The sequence below is a fragment of the Streptomyces sp. NPDC046887 genome, assembly GCF_040644755.1.
Lineage (GTDB): Bacteria > Actinomycetota > Actinomycetes > Streptomycetales > Streptomycetaceae > Streptomyces > Streptomyces lichenis.
Genome location: NZ_JBEYXH010000006.1, coordinates 20,768 through 37,058 on the forward strand (window position 1 = coordinate 20,768; position 16,291 = coordinate 37,058).

The 16,291-nt window shown below is 74.0% G+C and carries 14 protein-coding genes; 6 read left to right on the forward strand and 8 right to left on the reverse strand.

The genetic code is table 11. The features are described 5' to 3' along the window. Positions 1-328: 328 nt before the first annotated feature. Positions 329-4,954: an ATP-dependent helicase gene (locus tag ABZ945_RS08625; protein ID WP_361266039.1), complete on the reverse strand. Its 4,626-nt coding sequence runs from the start codon at positions 4,952-4,954 to the stop codon at positions 329-331. A 135-nt stretch (positions 4,955-5,089) separates the two neighbouring features. On the opposite strand from ABZ945_RS08625, the gene ABZ945_RS08630 reads away from it, so the two are divergent. From ABZ945_RS08630 to ABZ945_RS08650, 5 genes are all read left to right on the forward strand, one after another. Beyond that, entirely contained in the window at positions 5,090-5,968 is an 879-nt protein-coding gene (locus ABZ945_RS08630; protein ID WP_361266041.1) for an AraC family transcriptional regulator, read from the forward strand. A gap of 10 nt (positions 5,969-5,978) precedes the next feature. Continuing rightward, positions 5,979-6,818: an AzlC family ABC transporter permease gene (locus ABZ945_RS08635; RefSeq protein WP_361266043.1), complete on the forward strand. Its 840-nt coding sequence runs from the start codon at positions 5,979-5,981 to the stop codon at positions 6,816-6,818. After that, a complete protein-coding gene (locus ABZ945_RS08640) occupies positions 6,815-7,123 on the forward strand; it encodes an AzlD domain-containing protein (RefSeq protein ID WP_248631040.1) in 309 nt (102 codons plus the stop codon). Before ABZ945_RS08635 ends, ABZ945_RS08640 begins: the two co-directional genes overlap by 4 nt. A gap of 84 nt (positions 7,124-7,207) precedes the next feature. Then, positions 7,208-7,402, forward strand: a complete 195-nt coding sequence (locus tag ABZ945_RS08645; protein WP_248631041.1) for a DUF3046 domain-containing protein — start codon at positions 7,208-7,210, stop codon at positions 7,400-7,402. A gap of 299 nt (positions 7,403-7,701) precedes the next feature. Next, a complete protein-coding gene (locus ABZ945_RS08650) occupies positions 7,702-8,919 on the forward strand; it encodes an AI-2E family transporter (protein ID WP_361266386.1) in 1,218 nt (405 codons plus the stop codon). Here the strand turns inward: ABZ945_RS08650 and ABZ945_RS08655 are convergent. After that, on the reverse strand, positions 8,901-9,494 hold the full coding sequence (locus tag ABZ945_RS08655; RefSeq protein WP_361266388.1) for a CGNR zinc finger domain-containing protein: 594 nt from the start codon (positions 9,492-9,494) through the stop codon (positions 8,901-8,903). The two genes, ABZ945_RS08650 and ABZ945_RS08655, sit on opposite strands and share 19 nt — an antisense overlap. A gap of 239 nt (positions 9,495-9,733) precedes the next feature. On the opposite strand from ABZ945_RS08655, the gene ABZ945_RS08660 reads away from it, so the two are divergent. Then, positions 9,734-10,933 carry an MFS transporter gene (locus ABZ945_RS08660; protein WP_361266047.1) on the forward strand — a complete coding sequence of 400 codons (1,200 nt, stop codon included), beginning with the start codon at positions 9,734-9,736 and terminating at the stop codon, positions 10,931-10,933. Here ABZ945_RS08660 and ABZ945_RS08665 read toward each other — a convergent pair. The 6 genes from ABZ945_RS08665 to ABZ945_RS08690 form a co-directional block, all read right to left on the reverse strand. Beyond that, positions 10,914-11,705: an ABC transporter permease gene (locus ABZ945_RS08665; RefSeq protein ID WP_361266049.1), complete on the reverse strand. Its 792-nt coding sequence runs from the start codon at positions 11,703-11,705 to the stop codon at positions 10,914-10,916. The genes ABZ945_RS08660 and ABZ945_RS08665 overlap by 20 nt on opposite strands. Then, positions 11,702-12,712 (reverse strand): ATP-binding cassette domain-containing protein, encoded by a 1,011-nt coding sequence (locus ABZ945_RS08670; RefSeq protein ID WP_361266051.1) that lies wholly within the window; start codon positions 12,710-12,712, stop codon positions 11,702-11,704. The genes ABZ945_RS08665 and ABZ945_RS08670 overlap by 4 nt, the downstream gene beginning before the upstream one ends. 77 nt (positions 12,713-12,789) lie before the next feature. Then, positions 12,790-13,638 (reverse strand): DUF4097 family beta strand repeat-containing protein, encoded by an 849-nt coding sequence (locus ABZ945_RS08675; RefSeq protein WP_361266053.1) that lies wholly within the window; start codon positions 13,636-13,638, stop codon positions 12,790-12,792. An 88-nt stretch (positions 13,639-13,726) separates the two neighbouring features. After that, positions 13,727-14,245, reverse strand: a complete 519-nt coding sequence (locus ABZ945_RS08680; protein WP_361266055.1) for a toxin-antitoxin system HicB family antitoxin — start codon at positions 14,243-14,245, stop codon at positions 13,727-13,729. Positions 14,246-14,487: 242 nt separating this feature from the next. Further along, on the reverse strand, positions 14,488-15,216 hold the full coding sequence (locus ABZ945_RS08685; protein ID WP_361266057.1) for a class I SAM-dependent methyltransferase: 729 nt from the start codon (positions 15,214-15,216) through the stop codon (positions 14,488-14,490). A gap of 113 nt (positions 15,217-15,329) precedes the next feature. Beyond that, positions 15,330-15,968 carry a thioredoxin domain-containing protein gene (locus ABZ945_RS08690; protein ID WP_361266059.1) on the reverse strand — a complete coding sequence of 213 codons (639 nt, stop codon included), beginning with the start codon at positions 15,966-15,968 and terminating at the stop codon, positions 15,330-15,332. Positions 15,969-16,291 lie beyond the last annotated feature (323 nt).

Genomic DNA, 16,291 nt, shown 5'->3' on the forward strand with positions numbered 1-16,291 from the left:
CCGCGTTGGGGGAGCCGTCCGGCTCGTACACCACCCCGTAGGGGCACGGCGCCTCCCATAGCCGGGGCAGGGCCGGCGGGTACGCGTCCGGGGCACCCGCGCTGGGGCAGCCCTCGCTCGGGGGCGGCGGCCGTGTGGACCGGCCTTCGCCGCGTGCCGCCTCGGCCGTCCGGCGCGGGTTACGTGCCCAGGGGCCGTGCCGGGGTACGGGTGGACAGCGGCCGCGCGTAGCCCGACGCCGCGGGCGCCGCGTCCGCGGCGTCGGCCGGGCTGCGGGGTGCCACGTACGGGTAGGGCGCCCCCACGGGCCGACCGCTGGGCCGTCGCCTCAGCCTCGTAGTCGGAGGCCTCTGGGGGTGGCGTGGAAGCCGGCGTGCTCCAGGGCGGCGGAGAGGGGGGAGGTGAGGGCGGCGGTGCCGTTGATCCGTTCGACGGTGACCGTGCCGAGGGAACCGGCGCCGGCCGCCTGGGCGAGGGCGGTGGCGGCGGCGTGGAGGGCGGGGTCGTCCGGTTCGGTGGCCCAGCTGAGCACGGTCTTGCCGCCGCGCTCCATGTAGAGCGTCAGCTCTCCGTCGACCAGCACCACCAGGGAGCCGGCCTTGCGGCCCGGTTTGTGGCCGGCGCCGGTCGGCGGCTCGGGCCAGGGCAGGGCGGCGCCATAGGCGTTGGCCGGGTCGGCGGCGGCCAGCACCAGCGCGCGGGGGGCGGCGGAGCCCTCGGCCCGCTCACGGGCGGTGGACGCGGCCCGCAGCCGGTCCACCGCGCCGTCCATGGCGAACTGGGCGGCGCCCAGCCCCTCCACCACATAGCCGCGCCGCGCCTGACCGGTGTCCTCGAAGGCGGACAGCACCCGGTAGACGGCGGAGAAGCCGCCCTCCACGCCCTCGGCGGCGACCGCGCCCCGGGTGACCACGCCATGGCGGTCCAGCAGGGTGCGGGCCAGCGCGTGGGCGCGATGGGTCGGGTCCGCCTCGGCGGGCGGCAGCAGCGACCAGCGGCCGCTGACCGTGGGCGGCCCGGAGCGGGACGCCGTACGGGCGGCGGCGCTCAGACTCCCGTACCGGCCGCGCGGCACGGTGCGGCGGGCCCGGTGGGCGGTGGAGCCGGCCGTGCGCCCGGAGCCGAGGACGGCCCGCAGTGGGGCCACCGTGTCGTTGGTGAGCCGGCCGGACCAGGCCAGCTCCCAGACCGCGTCGGCCAGTTGCGGGTCGGTGGCCTCGGGGTGGGTGGTGGCGCGGATCTGCTCGGCGATCTGCCGGAAGAACAGCCCGTATCCGCCGGAGAGGGTGGTGAGGACGGACTCGTGGAGCGAGCTCAGCTCCAGGGGGTGGGGCGGGGGGAGCAGGAGCGGGGCGGCGTCGGCCAGGTAGAGGGAGACCCAGCCGTCCTTGCCGGGCAGCGCGCCCGCCCCGGCCCACACCACCTCACCCGCGACGGTCAGCTCGTCCAGCATTCCGGGGGCGTATCCGGCGACCCGGGACGGCAGCACCAGCCGCTCCAGCGCGGAGGCCGGTACGGGAGCCCCTTGGAGCTGTTCGATCGCCCGGGCCAGCCCGTCCAGCCCGCGCAGACCGCGCTCGCCCACGTGCTGCCACTGCGGCAGGAAGCTGCCCAGGGCGGCCGGCGGCACCGGCTCCAGCTCCTGGCGCAGCGCCGCCAGCGAGCGCCGCCGCAGCCGGCGCAGCACCGCCGCGTCGCACCACTCCTGGCCGATGCCGGCGGGGTGGAACTCGCCCTGCACCACCCGCCCGGCCGCCGCCAGCCGGTGCAGCGCCCCGTCGGTGACCGCGCCGCCCAGCCCGAACCGGGCGGCCGCGTCGGCGGAGGTGAAGGGGCCGTGGGTGCGGGCGTAGCGGGCGAGCAGATCACCCAGCGGGTCCTTGACCGGCTCGGTGAACGCCTCCGGTACGCCGACCGGCAGCGCCGTGCCCAGGGCGTCGCGCAGCCGGCCCGCGTCCTCGATCGCCGCCCAGTGGTCGGCGCCCGCGATCCGCACCCGGATGGCCCGCCGGGCGCCCGCCAGCTGCTCGGCCCACTCCGGCTCGGCGCCCCGCTCGGCCAGCTCCGCCCCGGTCAGCGGGCCCAGCACCCGCAGCACGTCGGCGACGCCCTCCAGGTCCTTGACCCGGCGGTCCTCGGTGCGCCACTGGAGCTCGGCCTCCAACTCGGCCAGCACCTCGGCGTCCAGCAGCTCGCGCAGCTCGGCCTGGCCCAGCAGCTCGGCCAGCAGCCGGGAGTCCAGCGACAGCGCGGCGGCCCGGCGCTCGGCGAGCGGTGAGTCACCCTCGTAGAGGAACTGCGCCACATAGCCGAAGAGCAGGGAGCGGGCGAACGGGGACGGCTCCGGGGTGGTGACCTCCACCAGGCGGACCCGGCGGGACTCGATGTCGCCCATCAGCTCCCGCAGCCCCGGCACGTCGAACACATCCTGGAGGCATTCGCGGACCGCCTCCAGCACGATCGGGAAGGAGCCGAACTCACTCGCCACCTGGAGCAGCTGGGCGGCCCGCTGGCGCTGCTGCCACAGCGGGGTGCGGCGGCCCGGCTGGCGACGCGGCAGCAGCAGGGCGCGGGCCGCGCACTCCCGGAAGCGGGAGGCGAACAGCGCCGAGCCGCCGACCTGGTCGGTGACCACCTGGTCCACCTCACCCGCGTCCATCAGCACATCGGCCGCGCCGACCGGCGCCTTCTCGGCGTCGTACTCCGTGCCGGGCGCGGCCGGATCCTGGTCCAGCAGGTCCAGGCCCATCAGATCGGCGTCCGGCAGCCGCAGCACGATCCCGTCGTCCGCGTGCATCACCTGGGCGTCCATCCCGTACCGCTCGGCGAGCCGGGCGCCCAGCGCCAGCGCCCACGGGGCGTGCACCTGGGCGCCGAACGGGGAGTGCACCACCACCCGCCAGTCGCCCAGCTCGTCCCGGAACCGCTCCACCAGGATCGTCCGGTCGTCCGGCACATGGCCGCAGGCCTGGCGCTGCTCGTCCAGATAGGCCAGCACGTTGTCCGCGGCCCAGGCGTCCAGCCCGGCCGCCACCAGCCGCAGCCGGGCGTCCTCCGCCGACAGGGCCCCCACCTCGCGCAGGAACGCGCCCACCGCGCGCCCCAGCTCCAGCGGCCGCCCCAGCTGGTCGCCCTTCCAGAACGGCAGCCGCCCCGGCACCCCCGGCGCCGGGGAGACCAGCACCCGGTCGCGGGTGATGTCCTCGATCCGCCACGAGGAGGTGCCCAGGGTGAACACGTCGCCGACCCGCGACTCGTACACCATCTCCTCGTCCAGCTCGCCGACCCGCCCGCCGCCCTTCTTCGGGTCCGAGCCGGCCAGGAACACCCCGAACAGACCCCGGTCCGGGATGGTGCCGCCGGAGGTCACGGCCAGCCGCTGCGCCCCGGGGCGGCCGGTGACCGTCCCGGTGACCCGGTCCCACACCACCCGCGGCCGCAGCTCGGCGAAGGCGTCCGAGGGATAGCGCCCGGCCAGCATGTCCAGCACCCCGCTGAACGCCGACTCCGGCAGCGAGGCGAACGGCGCCGCCCGCCGCACCAGCGCCAGCAGATCGTCGTAGGCCCAGCTGTCCAGCGCCACCATGGCCACCAGCTGCTGCGCCAGCACGTCCAGCGGGTTCGCCGGGACCCGCAGCGCCTCGATCGCCCCCGACCGCATCCGCTCCGTCACCACCGCCGCCTGCACCAGGTCGCCCCGGTACTTGGGGAAGACGACCCCGGTGGAGACCGCGCCCACCTGGTGCCCGGCCCGGCCCACCCGCTGGAGCCCGGAGGCCACCGACGGCGGCGACTCCACCTGCACCACCAGGTCCACCGCGCCCATGTCGATGCCCAGCTCCAGACTGGACGTCGCCACCACCGCCGGAAGACGCCCGGCCTTCAGGTCCTCCTCCACCAGGGCCCGCTGCTCCTTGGAGACCGAGCCGTGGTGCGCCCTGGCCAGCAGCGGCGGCGCCCCCCGCGCCTCGCCCGAACCGCCCATCAGCTCGGCCGGGGAGTGGTCCTCCGGCATGGGCTCACCGGTGGCGCGCTCGTAGGCGATCTCGTTCAGCCGGTTGCACAGCCGCTCGGCCAGCCGCCGCGAGTTGGCGAACACGATGGTCGAGCGGTGCGCCTGCACCAGATCCGCGATCCGCTCCTCCACCTGCGGCCAGATCGAGGGCCGGTCCTGCTGCCCGCCGCCCGCGTCCGCGGCCGGGGAGCCGCCCAGCTCGCCCATGTCCTCCACCGGCACCACCACCGACAGGTCGAACTCCTTGCCGGAGGCGGGCTGCACGATCTCCACCCGCCGCTGGGGCGAGAGGTACCGCGCCACCTCGTCCACCGGGCGGACGGTGGCCGACAGACCGATCCGGCGGGCCGGGCGTGGCAGCAGCCCGTCCAGCCGCTCCAGCGAGAGCGCCAGATGGGCACCCCGCTTCGTCCCCGCGACCGCGTGCACCTCGTCCAGGATCACCGTCTCCACCCCGGCCAGCGCGTCCCGGGTGGCGGAGGTCAGCATCAGGAACAGCGACTCGGGGGTGGTGATCAGGATGTCCGGCGGCCTGGTCGCCAGCGACCGCCGCTCCGCCGCCGGGGTGTCACCCGAACGGATGCCGACCCGCACCTCCGGCTCCGGCAGCCCCCGCCGTACCGACTCCTGGCGGATACCCGTCAGCGGGGAGCGCAGATTGCGCTCCACATCCACCGCCAGCGCCTTCAGCGGGGACACGTACAGCACCCGGCAGCGCTTCTTGGGATCGGCCGGCACGGGAGTGGACGCCAGCCGGTCCAGCGAGGCCAGAAAGGCCGCCAGCGTCTTGCCCGAACCCGTCGGCGCCACCACCAGGACGTCCGCACCCTCGCCGATCGCCCGCCACGCCCCCTCCTGGGCCGCGGTGGGCGCGCTGAACGCCCCCGTGAACCAGCCGCGGGTGGCGGGGGAGAAGGAATCGAGCGCGCTCTGTGCCATGTCCACCATCGTGCACCCCGGCACTGACATCGACCCTGATACCCGGCCTCCGGCGGTCCGGCGCCCGGCGGAACGCCTCCGTCCACACCATGGACGCCCGGGTCCGGCCACGTGTGCGGTGCGCACAATGGAGTCATGGGAGGCACGGGACCCGCGGCAGACGCTCGGGACGGTGAATGGGCCAGGCACTGGCAGTACCCCGCGGTGCCCGGACTCGACCTGCTCCGCGCCCGCTACGTCCGCCACTCCTTCGTCCGCCACACCCATGAGGGGTTCGTGCTGGGCGCGGTCCGCCGGGGCGTCGAGGACGTGGTCATGCCGCACGGCACCCTCCATGCCCACCCCGGCACCGTCGTGATGGTCAACCCCGAGGTCCCGCACTCGGCGCACGCCGGGGACCCCGAGGGCTGGTCCTACGCCACGCTCTACCCGTCCTCCGCCCTGGTCACCGCCATCGCGGCCGAGGAGACCACCCTGCGCGGCACCCCCGGCTTCGCGGAGACCATGGTCCTGGACGAGGACACCGCGCTGCTCATCCGCGCCGTGCACCGGGCCGCCGAGGAGGGCAACGCGCTCGCGGCCGACAGCCTGCTGCGGGTCGTCCTCGCCCGGCTGCTGCGCCGCCACGGCCGGTCACTGCCCGCCCGTACCCCCAAGGCCGCCGGTGCGGGAACGGCCGCCCGCGCCCGGGAGCTGCTGCTGCGGCGGATGGCCGAGCCGCCGTCCCTGGAGGAGCTGGCCCGCGAGCTGGGCACCGGCACCTTCGCGCTGCTGCGTGCCTTCAAGGCCGCGTACGGGATGCCTCCGCACACCTGGCTGACCGACGCCCGGATCCGCGCCGCCCGCCGGCTGCTGGAGGCCGGGACTCCGCCGGCGGCGGCCGCGGCCGAGGTCGGCTTCACCGACCAGCCCCACCTCAACCGCCACTTCACCCGGATCGTCGGCGTCCCGCCCGGCGCCTACCAGCGCGAGCGCGCAATTTCGTACAAGACCGCTGTCACCCGTCCGGCCTAACGTCTCCGATGTGCCAGAACAGACAGCGATGACAGCGCCCGAGGACCGGGACCGGGGTCCGGTGCCGGACCGGGATCCGGAAGGGCCCCCGGACCAGGGCAGCGGTCCGGTGGGCGGCTCGCCGGTGGCCTCCGGGGCCAGACCCGACCGCGCGGTGGTCCGCGACGCCCTCGGCGTCGGCGTGGCCGTCGGACTCTCCGGCTTCGCCTTCGGCGTCACCTCGGCCGGTGCCGGGCTCACCCTCCTCCAGACCTGCGCGCTCAGCCTGCTGGTGTTCACCGGGGCCTCGCAGTTCGCGCTGGTCGGGGCGCTGGCGGCGGGCGGCAACCCGTTCACCGCCGCCGCCGGGGCCTTCTTCCTCGGCACCCGGAACGCCTTCTATGGACTGCGGCTGTCCCAGCTGCTGGCGGTGCCCCGCTGGCTGCGCCCGTTCGCCGCGCACTGGGTGATCGACGAGACCACCGCGGTGGCGCTGGCCCAGCCCGACCGGCGGTCCAGCCGGATCGGCTTCACCGCCACCGGGCTCACCCTCTATGTGCTGTGGAACCTCACCACCCTGCTCGGCGTGCTGGGCGCGGAGGCCATCGGCGACACCGCCGCCTGGGGCCTGGACGCCGCCGGTCCCGCGGTCTTCCTCGCGCTGCTCGCCCCCATGCTCCGTACCGCCACCGAACGGGCCACCGCCGGCCTCGCCGTGGTGCTCGGCCTCGCATTCCTGCCCGTGCTGCCGGCCGGTGTGCCGGTGCTGGTGGCGGCGCTGGCCGCGCCCCTGGTGCTGTGGTTCCAGGGCCGCCGGATCCGGCGCGGTGACGACACTTCCGGCACTCCGGCGAAGAGAGACGTGCGATGAACGTATGGATCGCCATCGGTCTGACCGCGGCAGGCTGCTACCTGGTCAAACTCGCCGGGCTGCTGGTGCCTGCCGACACCCTGGAGCGCCCGCTGGTGCAGCGGCTCGCGGCCCTGCTGCCGGTCGCCCTGCTGGCCGCGCTCACCGCCCAGCAGACCTTCGCGGTGGGCAGCACCCTCACGGTGGACGCCCGGGTGGCCGGGGTGGCGGCGGCCGCGCTCGCCCTGGTGCTGCGTGCCCCCTTCCTGGTGGTGGTCGGCGCCGCCGTCGCCGTCACGGCGGTGGTACGCGCCCTGGGCGGCTGAGCGCTTCACGCTGTACGGGCCGCCGGGGCGCACGCCGGGTCGCCGGGGCCGTCCGCGGCCCCCCGGGAGCGGGATACTGAGGGCATGCGGTTGACGATTTTCTGGGAGCGGATGGCCGACCACTTCGGTGAGGCCTACGCCGATTCCTTCGCCCGTGACCATGTCATGTCCGAACTGGGCGGGCGGACGGTGCGGCAGGCGCTGGACGCCGGCTGGGAGACCCGGGACGTGTGGCGGGCGGTCTGTACAGCGGTGGGGATCCCGCCCGAGAAGCGCTGAGGCCGGGGGACCGGAGGGCCGGAGGGTTGAGGACCGGGGGATGGGCTGGGGGAACGGAGGCTTCCGTTCCTCCGGGTGCGGTGGCCGGGCGACGGGCTGTCAGCCGCGTACGCGAAACTTGCCGCGTGGCCCCGACTGACGACAACGAGACGACCACCGCCGATCCGGCGGCACGGACCCCGGCCCCGCCGGTCACCGACGGCAGCACGACACCGCCCGGGCCCGCCGCGGCGCCCGCCGGGGGCGGGCCCGGCGGACCACCGGCGCCGGCCGGCGGACCGGGCGGCCGGGCCGCCGGCATGCCGCGCTGGCTGCCCAAGGCCATGCTGCTGGCGCTCGCCCTCTACGCCTGCTTCCAGCTGGGCAGCTGGGCGTTCCACCAGCTCATCGGCCTGCTGGTCAACATACTGATCGCCTTCTTCCTGGCCCTGGCCATCGAACCGGCGGTCGGGCGGATGGCGGCCCGGGGGATGCGGCGCGGACTCGCCACCTTCCTGGTCTTCTTCACGGTCCTGGCCTGCGGCATCGGCTTCACCGTCCTGCTCGGCTCGATGCTCGCGGGCCAGATCATCGAGATCGTCGAGGACTTCCCCCGCTACCTCGACTCGCTGATCAAGTGGATCAACCACACCTTCGACACCGAGCTGTCCCGGGTGGAGGTCCAGGACAGCCTGCTGCGCTCCGACTGGCTGCAGCGATATGTGCAGAACAGCGCCTCCGGGGTGCTGGACGTGTCGGCGACCGTGCTCGGCGGGCTGTTCCGGCTGCTGACGATCGTGCTGTTCTCGTTCTACTTCGCCGCCGACGGGCCTCGGCTGCGCCGGGCCCTCTGCTCGGTGCTGCCGCCCGCCCGGCAGGCCGAGGTGCTGCGGGCCTGGGAGATCGCCGTCGACAAGACCGGCGGCTACATCTACTCCCGCGGACTGATGGCACTCATCTCCGGCGCCGCGCACTACGTCCTGCTGGAGCTGCTCGGCGTTCCGTACGCCCCGGCGCTCGCCGTCTGGGTCGGTCTGGTCTCGCAGTTCCTGCCGACCATCGGCACCTATCTGGCCGGTGCGCTGCCCATGCTGATCGCGTTCACCGAGAACCCCTGGTACGCGGTGTGGGTGCTGGGCTTCGTCGTGGTCTACCAGCAGTTCGAGAACTACGTGCTCCAGCCCAAGCTCACCGCCCGGACGGTGGACATCCACCCGGCGGTGGCCTTCGGCTCGGTCATCGCGGGCACCGCGCTGCTCGGCGCGGTGGGCGCCCTGATCGCCATCCCGGCCGTCGCCACCCTGCAGGCCTTCCTCGGTGCCTATGTGCGGCGGTACGACGTGGCGGAGGACCCGCGGATGCACGGGCACCGGCGGCACGGTGAGGCGGTGATGGCCCGGGTGCAGCGGATGCAGCGCGCGCTGCGCACCAAGGTGGACAAGGAGGCGCAGCAGCGTTCCGGGGCAGGGGGGAGGGTGCCCGACCCCCGTCAGGAGGACCCTCGCCGCGAGGACCCCCATCAGGAGGACGCCGGCTGATCGGACCGGGCGGCGGTCCGGTCCGCGCCCGGTCGGTCGGGCCGGCTGTCCGGGTCCGCCGACCGCTCGGTGGAGCGGAGGCGGCGGTGGGCCGCGACCCTTTCGCGGGTCGCGCACCGGCGGGAGCAGTAGCGGCGTTCCGGGCCGCTGCCCAGGCTGACGAAGACGTTCCGGCAGGCGGTCGAGGCGCAGATCCGGCCGGGCGGTCGCTGCCGGTCCCAGAGCAGCACGGTCAGTGCCATACAGGACGAGGCGAGGAGCCAGGCGTCCCAGGGCGCGTTGTCGTCCCCGTCGAGATGGGGGTGCCACGGGCTACCGCCCCCGTGCGAGGTCAGTCGGAGCGGTCCGGTGTGCTCCAGGAGGAGGCGGTTGAGGACCGCCGCGGCGGTGTCGGCGTTTTCGGCGGCGAAGACCGGCCGCAGCAGCTCGGCCGCCGCGCGCATCCCGGCGACCTCGGCGGTGGTGAGCTCGACCGGTTCCGCCTCCCCGTACACGCGGAGCACTTCGGCGACGGCGGCCGGATCGGGACGGTCGTCGGCCAGTGCGTTGATCAGCGCGGCGGTTCGCCGGGCCATGGCCGGCACCGAGTGCCGCGTGGCCCAGTCGCCGCCGGTGCCTTCGGCGGACCTGCCGTACGCGGCGGACCGGCCGCGGGCCGAGGAGGCCGCTCCGGAGGCCGCTCCGGACAGGGCTGCTGAGGAGACGTCGGAGCGGGCCCCGGAGGAGGCTGAGGCTTCTGAAGGGAGGGAGGCCATCGTCGCAATGTAACGCATATTGCTGAGTTTTGAGTTACCTCCGTAACGTCTCGCCAGTGATGAGGCGTTACTCCCTTACCTGCTATCTCGCCGGAGCGCTGGCCGCCCGGATCGGGGACGAGATGTCCGGGCCCGCGTTGATGCTGGCGGCCTTCGCCCTGGCCGGGTCGCCCGTCGACGCGTCCTCGCTGCTCGCGGGCGTCACCGTGTCCGCCGCCGTGGGGGGCCCGTTACTCGGGGCGCTCCTCGACCGGGCGCGGCGGCCGGGCCGGCTGCTGGCCGGCGCCCTCCTCCTGTACGCGGTCGGGCTGGTCGCGGTCCTGGTGGGGCTCGGCCGTCTGCCGTTCGCCGTCACCCTGCTGACCGCGGTGGCGGCGGGGCTGCTGGGACCGGCCCTGTCAGGGGGATGGACCGCCCAGCTCCCCCGGGTGGTGCCGGGCGACCGCCTGCCGCGGGCGAACGCCCTTGACGCCATGACGTTCGGCGCGGCGAGCCTGGCCGGCCCGGCGCTCGCCGGGGTCGCGGCCGCGGGGCTGGGTGCGCCGGCGGCCGTGGTGGTCTCCGCGGCGCTGGTGGCCCTGGCGCTGCCCGCCGCATGGCGACTGCCGACCCGCCCCGGTGGGGCGCGGAGGGCCGGGTTCGCCTCGGTGCTCGGCGACCTCGCGGCCGGGGCGCGGGTCGTCGCCGCCAGCCGGACGCTGGCCCGGGCGACCCTCGGCTCGGTCGTCTGCTGTGCGGCGCAGGGCATGCTGACGGCCTGCCTTCCCCTGCTGGGCGCGCACGCCCTGGGCGGGCCCGCCCACGGCGCCATGCTGCTCTCCGTCGCGGCGGCCGCCGCGCTGGCGGCCACCGCCGTACTCGCGCGGTTCCCCCGCTCCGTAACCCCCGACACGGTCATCCGGGCCGGGGCCCTCGTCCAGGCCGCCGCACTCGCCCTGGCCGCGTCCGGCCGGCCGCCGCTGCTCCTCGCGGCGGCCCTCCTGCTCGGCTGCGGCGAGGGCCCCCAGCTGGCCGCACTCTTCGCGGTCCGCCACCGGGAGGCGCCGGAGCACCTGCGCGGTCAGATCTTCACCACCGGCGCCAGCCTGAAGATCACCGGCTTCGCCCTGGGCGCGGTGGCCGCCGGCCCGGTGGCCGCCCGGTCCCTGCCCGGCGCTCTGCTCCTGGCGTCCGGTACGGCGGCCCTCGCCGCCCTGGCGCCCCTGGCGATTCCCCGGCGGTGGTTGAGAAGAGACCGGGCTACTTCGGGTCGCGGTTGAAGACCGCCTTCGACCAGAGGTAGCCGAGTACGGTGAGCGCCAGGCACCAGGCGGCCGCCAGCCAGCCGTTGTGGCCGATCTCGCTGCCGAGCAGCAGGCCGCGCAGGGTCTCGATGGCCGGGGTGAAGGGCTGGTACTGGGCGATCGGCTGGAACCAGCCCGGCATCGCGTCGATCGGGACGAAGGCGCTGGAGATCAGTGGCAGGACGATCAGCGGCAGCGCGTTGTTGCTGGCCGCCTCGGCGTTCGGGCTGACCATGCCCATCCCGACCGCGATCCAGGTGAGCGCCAGGGCGACCAGCGCCAGCAGCCCGAACGCCGCCAGCCACTCCAGGGCCGTGGCGTCCGTGGACCGGAAGCCGATGGCCACGGCGACCGCACCCACCAGGACCACACTCATGACCGACTGCACCACGCTGCCGATGACATGCCCGACGAGGACCGCGCCGCGGTGGATCGCCATGGTGCGGAAGCGGGCCATGATGCCCTCGGTCATGTCGTTGGAGACGGACACCGCGGTCCCGACCACGGTGCCGCCGATGGTCATCATCACGATGCCCGGTACGAGGTAGGCGAGGTACACCGAGCGGTCGGCGCCGCCGCCCGCGATGCCCGCGCTCATCACGTCCCCGAAGACGTAGACGAAGAGCAGCAGCAGGACGACCGGGGTGAGCAGCAGGTTCAGGGTGAGGGAGGGGTATCTCCGGGCGTGCAGCAGGTTGCGGCGCAGCATCGTGGAGGAGTCGCGTACGGCGAGGGCCAGAGAGCTCATCGGACAGCCTCCTCGGGCTGGTCGTTCGGCTGATGGGGCTGGTCGGTGCCGGTCAGGGCGAAGAACACATCGTCGAGGTCCGGGGTGTGCACGGTGAGCTCGTCGGCCTCGATTCCGGCCGAGTCCAGCCAGTCGAGGACGGAGCGCAGTTCGCGCTGGCTGCCGTCGCCGGGGATCCGCAGCGCCAGTGCCTCGTCGTCCCGGGTCGCCTCGCGCAGTGCGCCGGCCGCCGACCGGTACGCGGAGGGGTCGGCGAATCGGAGCCGGATGTGCCCGCCCGGGATGAGCCGCTTGAGCTCGTCGGCGGTGCCCTGGGCGGCGATCCTGCCGCCGTGGAGCACGGCGATGCGGTCGGCGAGCTGGTCGGCCTCTTCCAGGTACTGGGTGGTGAGGAAGACGGTCACCCCGTCGGAGACCAGCTCCCGGATGATCTGCCACATGGTGTGGCGGCTGCGAGGGTCGAGGCCGGTGGTGGGTTCGTCGAGGAAGATGATCCGCGGCTCGCCGACCAGCGTCATGGCGATGTCGAGGCGGCGCCTCATACCGCCCGAGTAGCTCTGTGCCGGCTTTTTCGCGGCCTCCACCAGGTCGAAGCGCTCCAGCAGTTCGGCGGTGACCCGTCGCCCCTCCGCCTTGGGCAGATGGTGCAGATCCGCCATCAGGAGCATGTTCTCCTCGCCGGTGATCAGGCCGTCGACGGCGGAGAACTGCCCGGTGACTCCGATCGCGGCACGGATCCCCTCCGGTGAACCGGCGAGGTCGTGGCCGGCCACCTGGGCCTGACCGCCGTCGGCGGCGATCAGCGTGGACAGGATGTGCACGGTGGTGGTCTTGCCGGCGCCGTTCGGACCGAGCAGCGCGAACACGGACCCGGCCGGGATGTGCAGGTCGATGCCGTCGAGCACGGTCTTGTCGCCGTAGGACTTGCGCAGACCGACGGCGGAGACGGCCGCGGACGGCTGCGGACGGCCGTCTGGAATGGACGTGGGCATGACAGGTGAACGCATGGAGCCCTCTCGTTCCAAGAGTGCGGGGTGTGGGATGACGGGTGAGGTGACCGGAGGGCCTGGGAGCGGGGTGGGGCTCAGCTCCGGGCGCGGAGGACGTCGATGTTGCCGAACTTGGTGCGGGCGTGGACCTTGACCGTGTCCTCGGCCTCCTCCGGGTCCGGGGCATCGGAGGCGCTGAGCGAATTGCGCACCTGCCCGGAGGTGGAGTTGACGTCGAGCCAGGCGGCGGTGCCCTTCCGGATGCCGACCTCGATGGCGCCGAAGGAGGTCTCCAACCGCACGGTTCCGCGGGCGACCTCGCCGACCCGCACGGTTCCATGGGCGGTGACGGCGGTGACCGAGTCCTCGGCGTGACGGATGTCGATGTCGCCGTTGGCGCCGCGCACCTGCAGTTCGCCGTTCGCGGTGCCGACGGTCGTGGTGCCGTGCGAGTTCTTCAGGACGGCGGGGCCGTCCAGGTGCCCGACGCGCAGGCTGCCGGAGCTGGTGGTGATCTCGGCCGCGCCCTCGACGCGGTCGACGGTGATGGAGCCGTGCGACGCCCTGAGGTTCAGCGGCCCGGTGGTGTCGAGCCGTACGTCACCGGTCGAGGTCTTCACCCGGACCTCGCCGAGCCGGCCCTCGCCGACGACCTGGGTCCAGGCTCCGGTGGTCTCGGTGTGCGAGCCCGTGGGCAGTTCGACCACCACGTCCACGGTGCCGGTGCGGCCGAGCCTGGGTGCCTTGGGCGCCCTGATGGTCAGTACGCCGCTCGCGTAGGTGACCTCGGTCTGCTCGGCCGCCTTCACGTCCCGGTCCCGCTGGGGATCGCGCGGCCGCACGTCGACGAGGGTGTCGAGGCGGTCACCGGCGGAGAAGGTGACCGAGCCGGCGTCCACCTGTGCGGTGACGGAGATCGCTTGGGGCGTGTCAAAAGAAGGCATGGCTGTTCCGTCCTCCTGGGTCTTGGGGGCGTCCCCGCTGGTGGGACGTGGTGTGGGTGAGGAAGTGGTAAGGGCGGGGGTGCGGGCTTCAGCGCACCCAGCCGGTGTAGCCCTGTCCGACGGTCCGGGATCGCTCCGTCTCGCGCGGCCGGGCGCCGCCGTCGACCGCGGCCGACACGGCGCGCACCAGCCAGGCGTTGACCGACAGGCCTTCGCGCGCCGCGGCCTCCTCGGCACGGGCCTTCAGCGGGGCCGGCAGCCGCAGATTGACGCGAGCGGTGCCCCCCTCGTCGCCGTCGGCGGGCGCCGGCGCCCTGAACGCCTCGGCCTGCGCGGCGGCCGGCTCCACCGGGCCGCCACCGGAAGGCGGCGGTGTCACCACGAAGTCGGGGTCGAGCCCGCGCAGCCGCACATCGACCGAGCCGGGCGCCAGGTCGCGGGTGATCTCGTCCATCGCGGCGGAGAGCACATTGAGCATGGTCAGCCGGGTCGCGGACTCCAGAGGGGCGATCAGCCGCTCGGCTAGTTCGCGGGCGTCCTGCCCGCCGGCCTCGGCGGCCACCGCGAGTTCACGGCGGAGAGTGTCGACATAGGGCGTCAGGTCCATGACGTCATAGTGGCACTATTGTGGTGCCAAGCGCAACCCCCAGTGGCGCCATGCATGGCTCGCGGCCGAACTCGACCCACCTGACCTGCGAGAACGCAGCGCAACTACCCTGAGCTGTCATGGCGCCAGAGGCTGCCAAGCCCTCGCGAATACGCCGGTAAAGGCCGAGTGGCGCCATGTGGCACCACCTGGCGCCATGCCCCGTGCCACGAGGCGGCGGGCCTCTTCCGTGCATCGGGGCATCACGGGCGCCGCGCCACGAACACGAACTCCCTCCCCGGTCGGTCGGGTGCGTCACGCACCTCTTCCAGCACATATCCGCACGCGACCAGGTCCCCCTCCACCTCTTCGCGCTCCCGGAAGCGCAGCGTCGAGTCCGACGTCAGCACCTGCCCGTCCGCGGCGAAGACATAGGTCCAGCGGAAGGTCACCAGTGGCAGGCTCACATCGAGCAGCCGGACCCAGCTCGCGACGGAGCCGGCCCCGGGGATCTCCGTCACCCGGTAGGAGCTCTCCCGGGTCCACTCCTCCCAGGCGCGCCGGGCCGGATCGCGCGTCTCGAACACCAGGAACCCACCGGGCCGCAACGCGCCATGGGCTCCCCGCAGCGTCTTCCGCCATGCCTCCGGATCGGTGATCTCCTGGGCGACGTTCGCCGTCATCGTCGCCAGGTCGACCCGCAGCGGCGGGAGATCCCTCGCGTCGCCGTGGATCCAGCGCACCCGCTCACCGCCCGGTTTGGCCCGGGCGACATCGAGGGACGCCAGGGCCGGATCGACGCCGACCACCTCGGCCCCGCGGTCGGCCAGCAGGAGTGCGAACACCCCGGTGCCGCAGCCGATGTCCAGCACCCGGCGCGCCCCGCACTCCTCCGCGATCCGGACATACGCGTCGAGATCGCCACGGTCGGGGTCGAGCGGGTCGTAGATCGCGGCAAGCCGTGGATGCGCGAAGCAGTCGTCAGCCGTCATGCCGCCGAACGTAGGGAGCGCCGGAGCGGAACCGCTACGGGGTTTCGCGGACGGTGACGACGTGCGGGCTCTGGTGGCGGTCACTGTGCCACCAGGTAACGGGCCCCGGCGGGCTACCTGGTCCGCGGCCGGCCGCCGGCCGAGGTGAGGAGCTGGTCGAACCATTCCTGGTCGAACAGCCGGCTGTACGCATCATCCGTGACCTGCCGGCCGTTGATGACGGCGGTGGGAGTGCCCGGTCCGCCCGGGTCGTCGCCGTCGGCAGCCTCGTAGGCCTTCTCCGAGGCGGTGACGAAGGTGCGGTACTTCATCGTCGTCACGGCAGAGTCGAAGGACTCACCCCGCAACCCCGCGACCTGGTTGGCCAGTTCCAGCAGGGAGCCCGTGGTGTAGCCGCCCTCCTGCTCGCTCCTCGCCATGTGCGCGAACAGCACGGCGTGGTACTCGGTGAACTTGCCTTCGTCCAGCGCTGCGCGCAGGGCGTTGACCGCCCTCTTCGACCCGTCGCCGCCCAGGCGCTCGTCTCTGAACGACGCGAGGGTGTACTCGGTCTTGGCCTCGCGGCGCAGCATCGTCTCGCGCAACGCCAGGGCGCCGGTCTTCTCGAATTCGTCCACCACCGGGCAGCGCGGGTCCTCGTACAGCCGGACCGTCGTCGCCGCGGCCGGGTCGCCCACCACGATCGTCGTGCCGTCCGCGGCCATCTTCTCGGGCAGCTCTTCGAAACCCGCGTAGGGCTGCGGCTGAGGCACGTCGGCACCGTGAGCCCTCGGCGCACACCCCGTCACCACGAGCACGGCCATACCGACCGCGGCCGTGGCCGCCACTCTTCGTATGTTCTTCACCTGCGGATCCCCTCCCCTTGATCGTGCAGACTCTAGATCCTTGAGGTCACCCGTCGCCCGGCGATATCGCGGGCGGAGCCCGGCGTGCCCGCCAGGACGGCCGAAACGCCGCCGATCCCCGTGCGACTCCCGTAAAGGGAACGTAAGCTCCGCTGCAACGGGGCACCCCACAGGCTGAGTTGACCACGAGCCGACAGGCCGGCTCGGGCGGCCGAGCCTCTGGCGAGCGG

Coding starts and splice junctions, on each gene's coding strand:
- ABZ945_RS08625 (WP_361266039.1), bottom strand. CDS start 4,954: ATGGCACAGAGCGCGCTCGATTCCTTCTCCCCCGCCACCCGCGGCTGG.
- ABZ945_RS08630 (WP_361266041.1), top strand. CDS start 5,090: ATGGGAGGCACGGGACCCGCGGCAGACGCTCGGGACGGTGAATGGGCC.
- ABZ945_RS08640 (WP_248631040.1), top strand. CDS start 6,815: ATGAACGTATGGATCGCCATCGGTCTGACCGCGGCAGGCTGCTACCTG.
- ABZ945_RS08645 (WP_248631041.1), top strand. CDS start 7,208: ATGCGGTTGACGATTTTCTGGGAGCGGATGGCCGACCACTTCGGTGAG.
- ABZ945_RS08650 (WP_361266386.1), top strand. CDS start 7,702: ATGCCGCGCTGGCTGCCCAAGGCCATGCTGCTGGCGCTCGCCCTCTAC.
- ABZ945_RS08655 (WP_361266388.1), bottom strand. CDS start 9,494: ATGGCCCGGCGAACCGCCGCGCTGATCAACGCACTGGCCGACGACCGT.
- ABZ945_RS08660 (WP_361266047.1), top strand. CDS start 9,734: ATGAGGCGTTACTCCCTTACCTGCTATCTCGCCGGAGCGCTGGCCGCC.
- ABZ945_RS08665 (WP_361266049.1), bottom strand. CDS start 11,705: ATGAGCTCTCTGGCCCTCGCCGTACGCGACTCCTCCACGATGCTGCGC.
- ABZ945_RS08670 (WP_361266051.1), bottom strand. CDS start 12,712: ATGCGTTCACCTGTCATGCCCACGTCCATTCCAGACGGCCGTCCGCAG.
- ABZ945_RS08675 (WP_361266053.1), bottom strand. CDS start 13,638: ATGCCTTCTTTTGACACGCCCCAAGCGATCTCCGTCACCGCACAGGTG.
- ABZ945_RS08680 (WP_361266055.1), bottom strand. CDS start 14,245: ATGGACCTGACGCCCTATGTCGACACTCTCCGCCGTGAACTCGCGGTG.
- ABZ945_RS08685 (WP_361266057.1), bottom strand. CDS start 15,216: ATGACGGCTGACGACTGCTTCGCGCATCCACGGCTTGCCGCGATCTAC.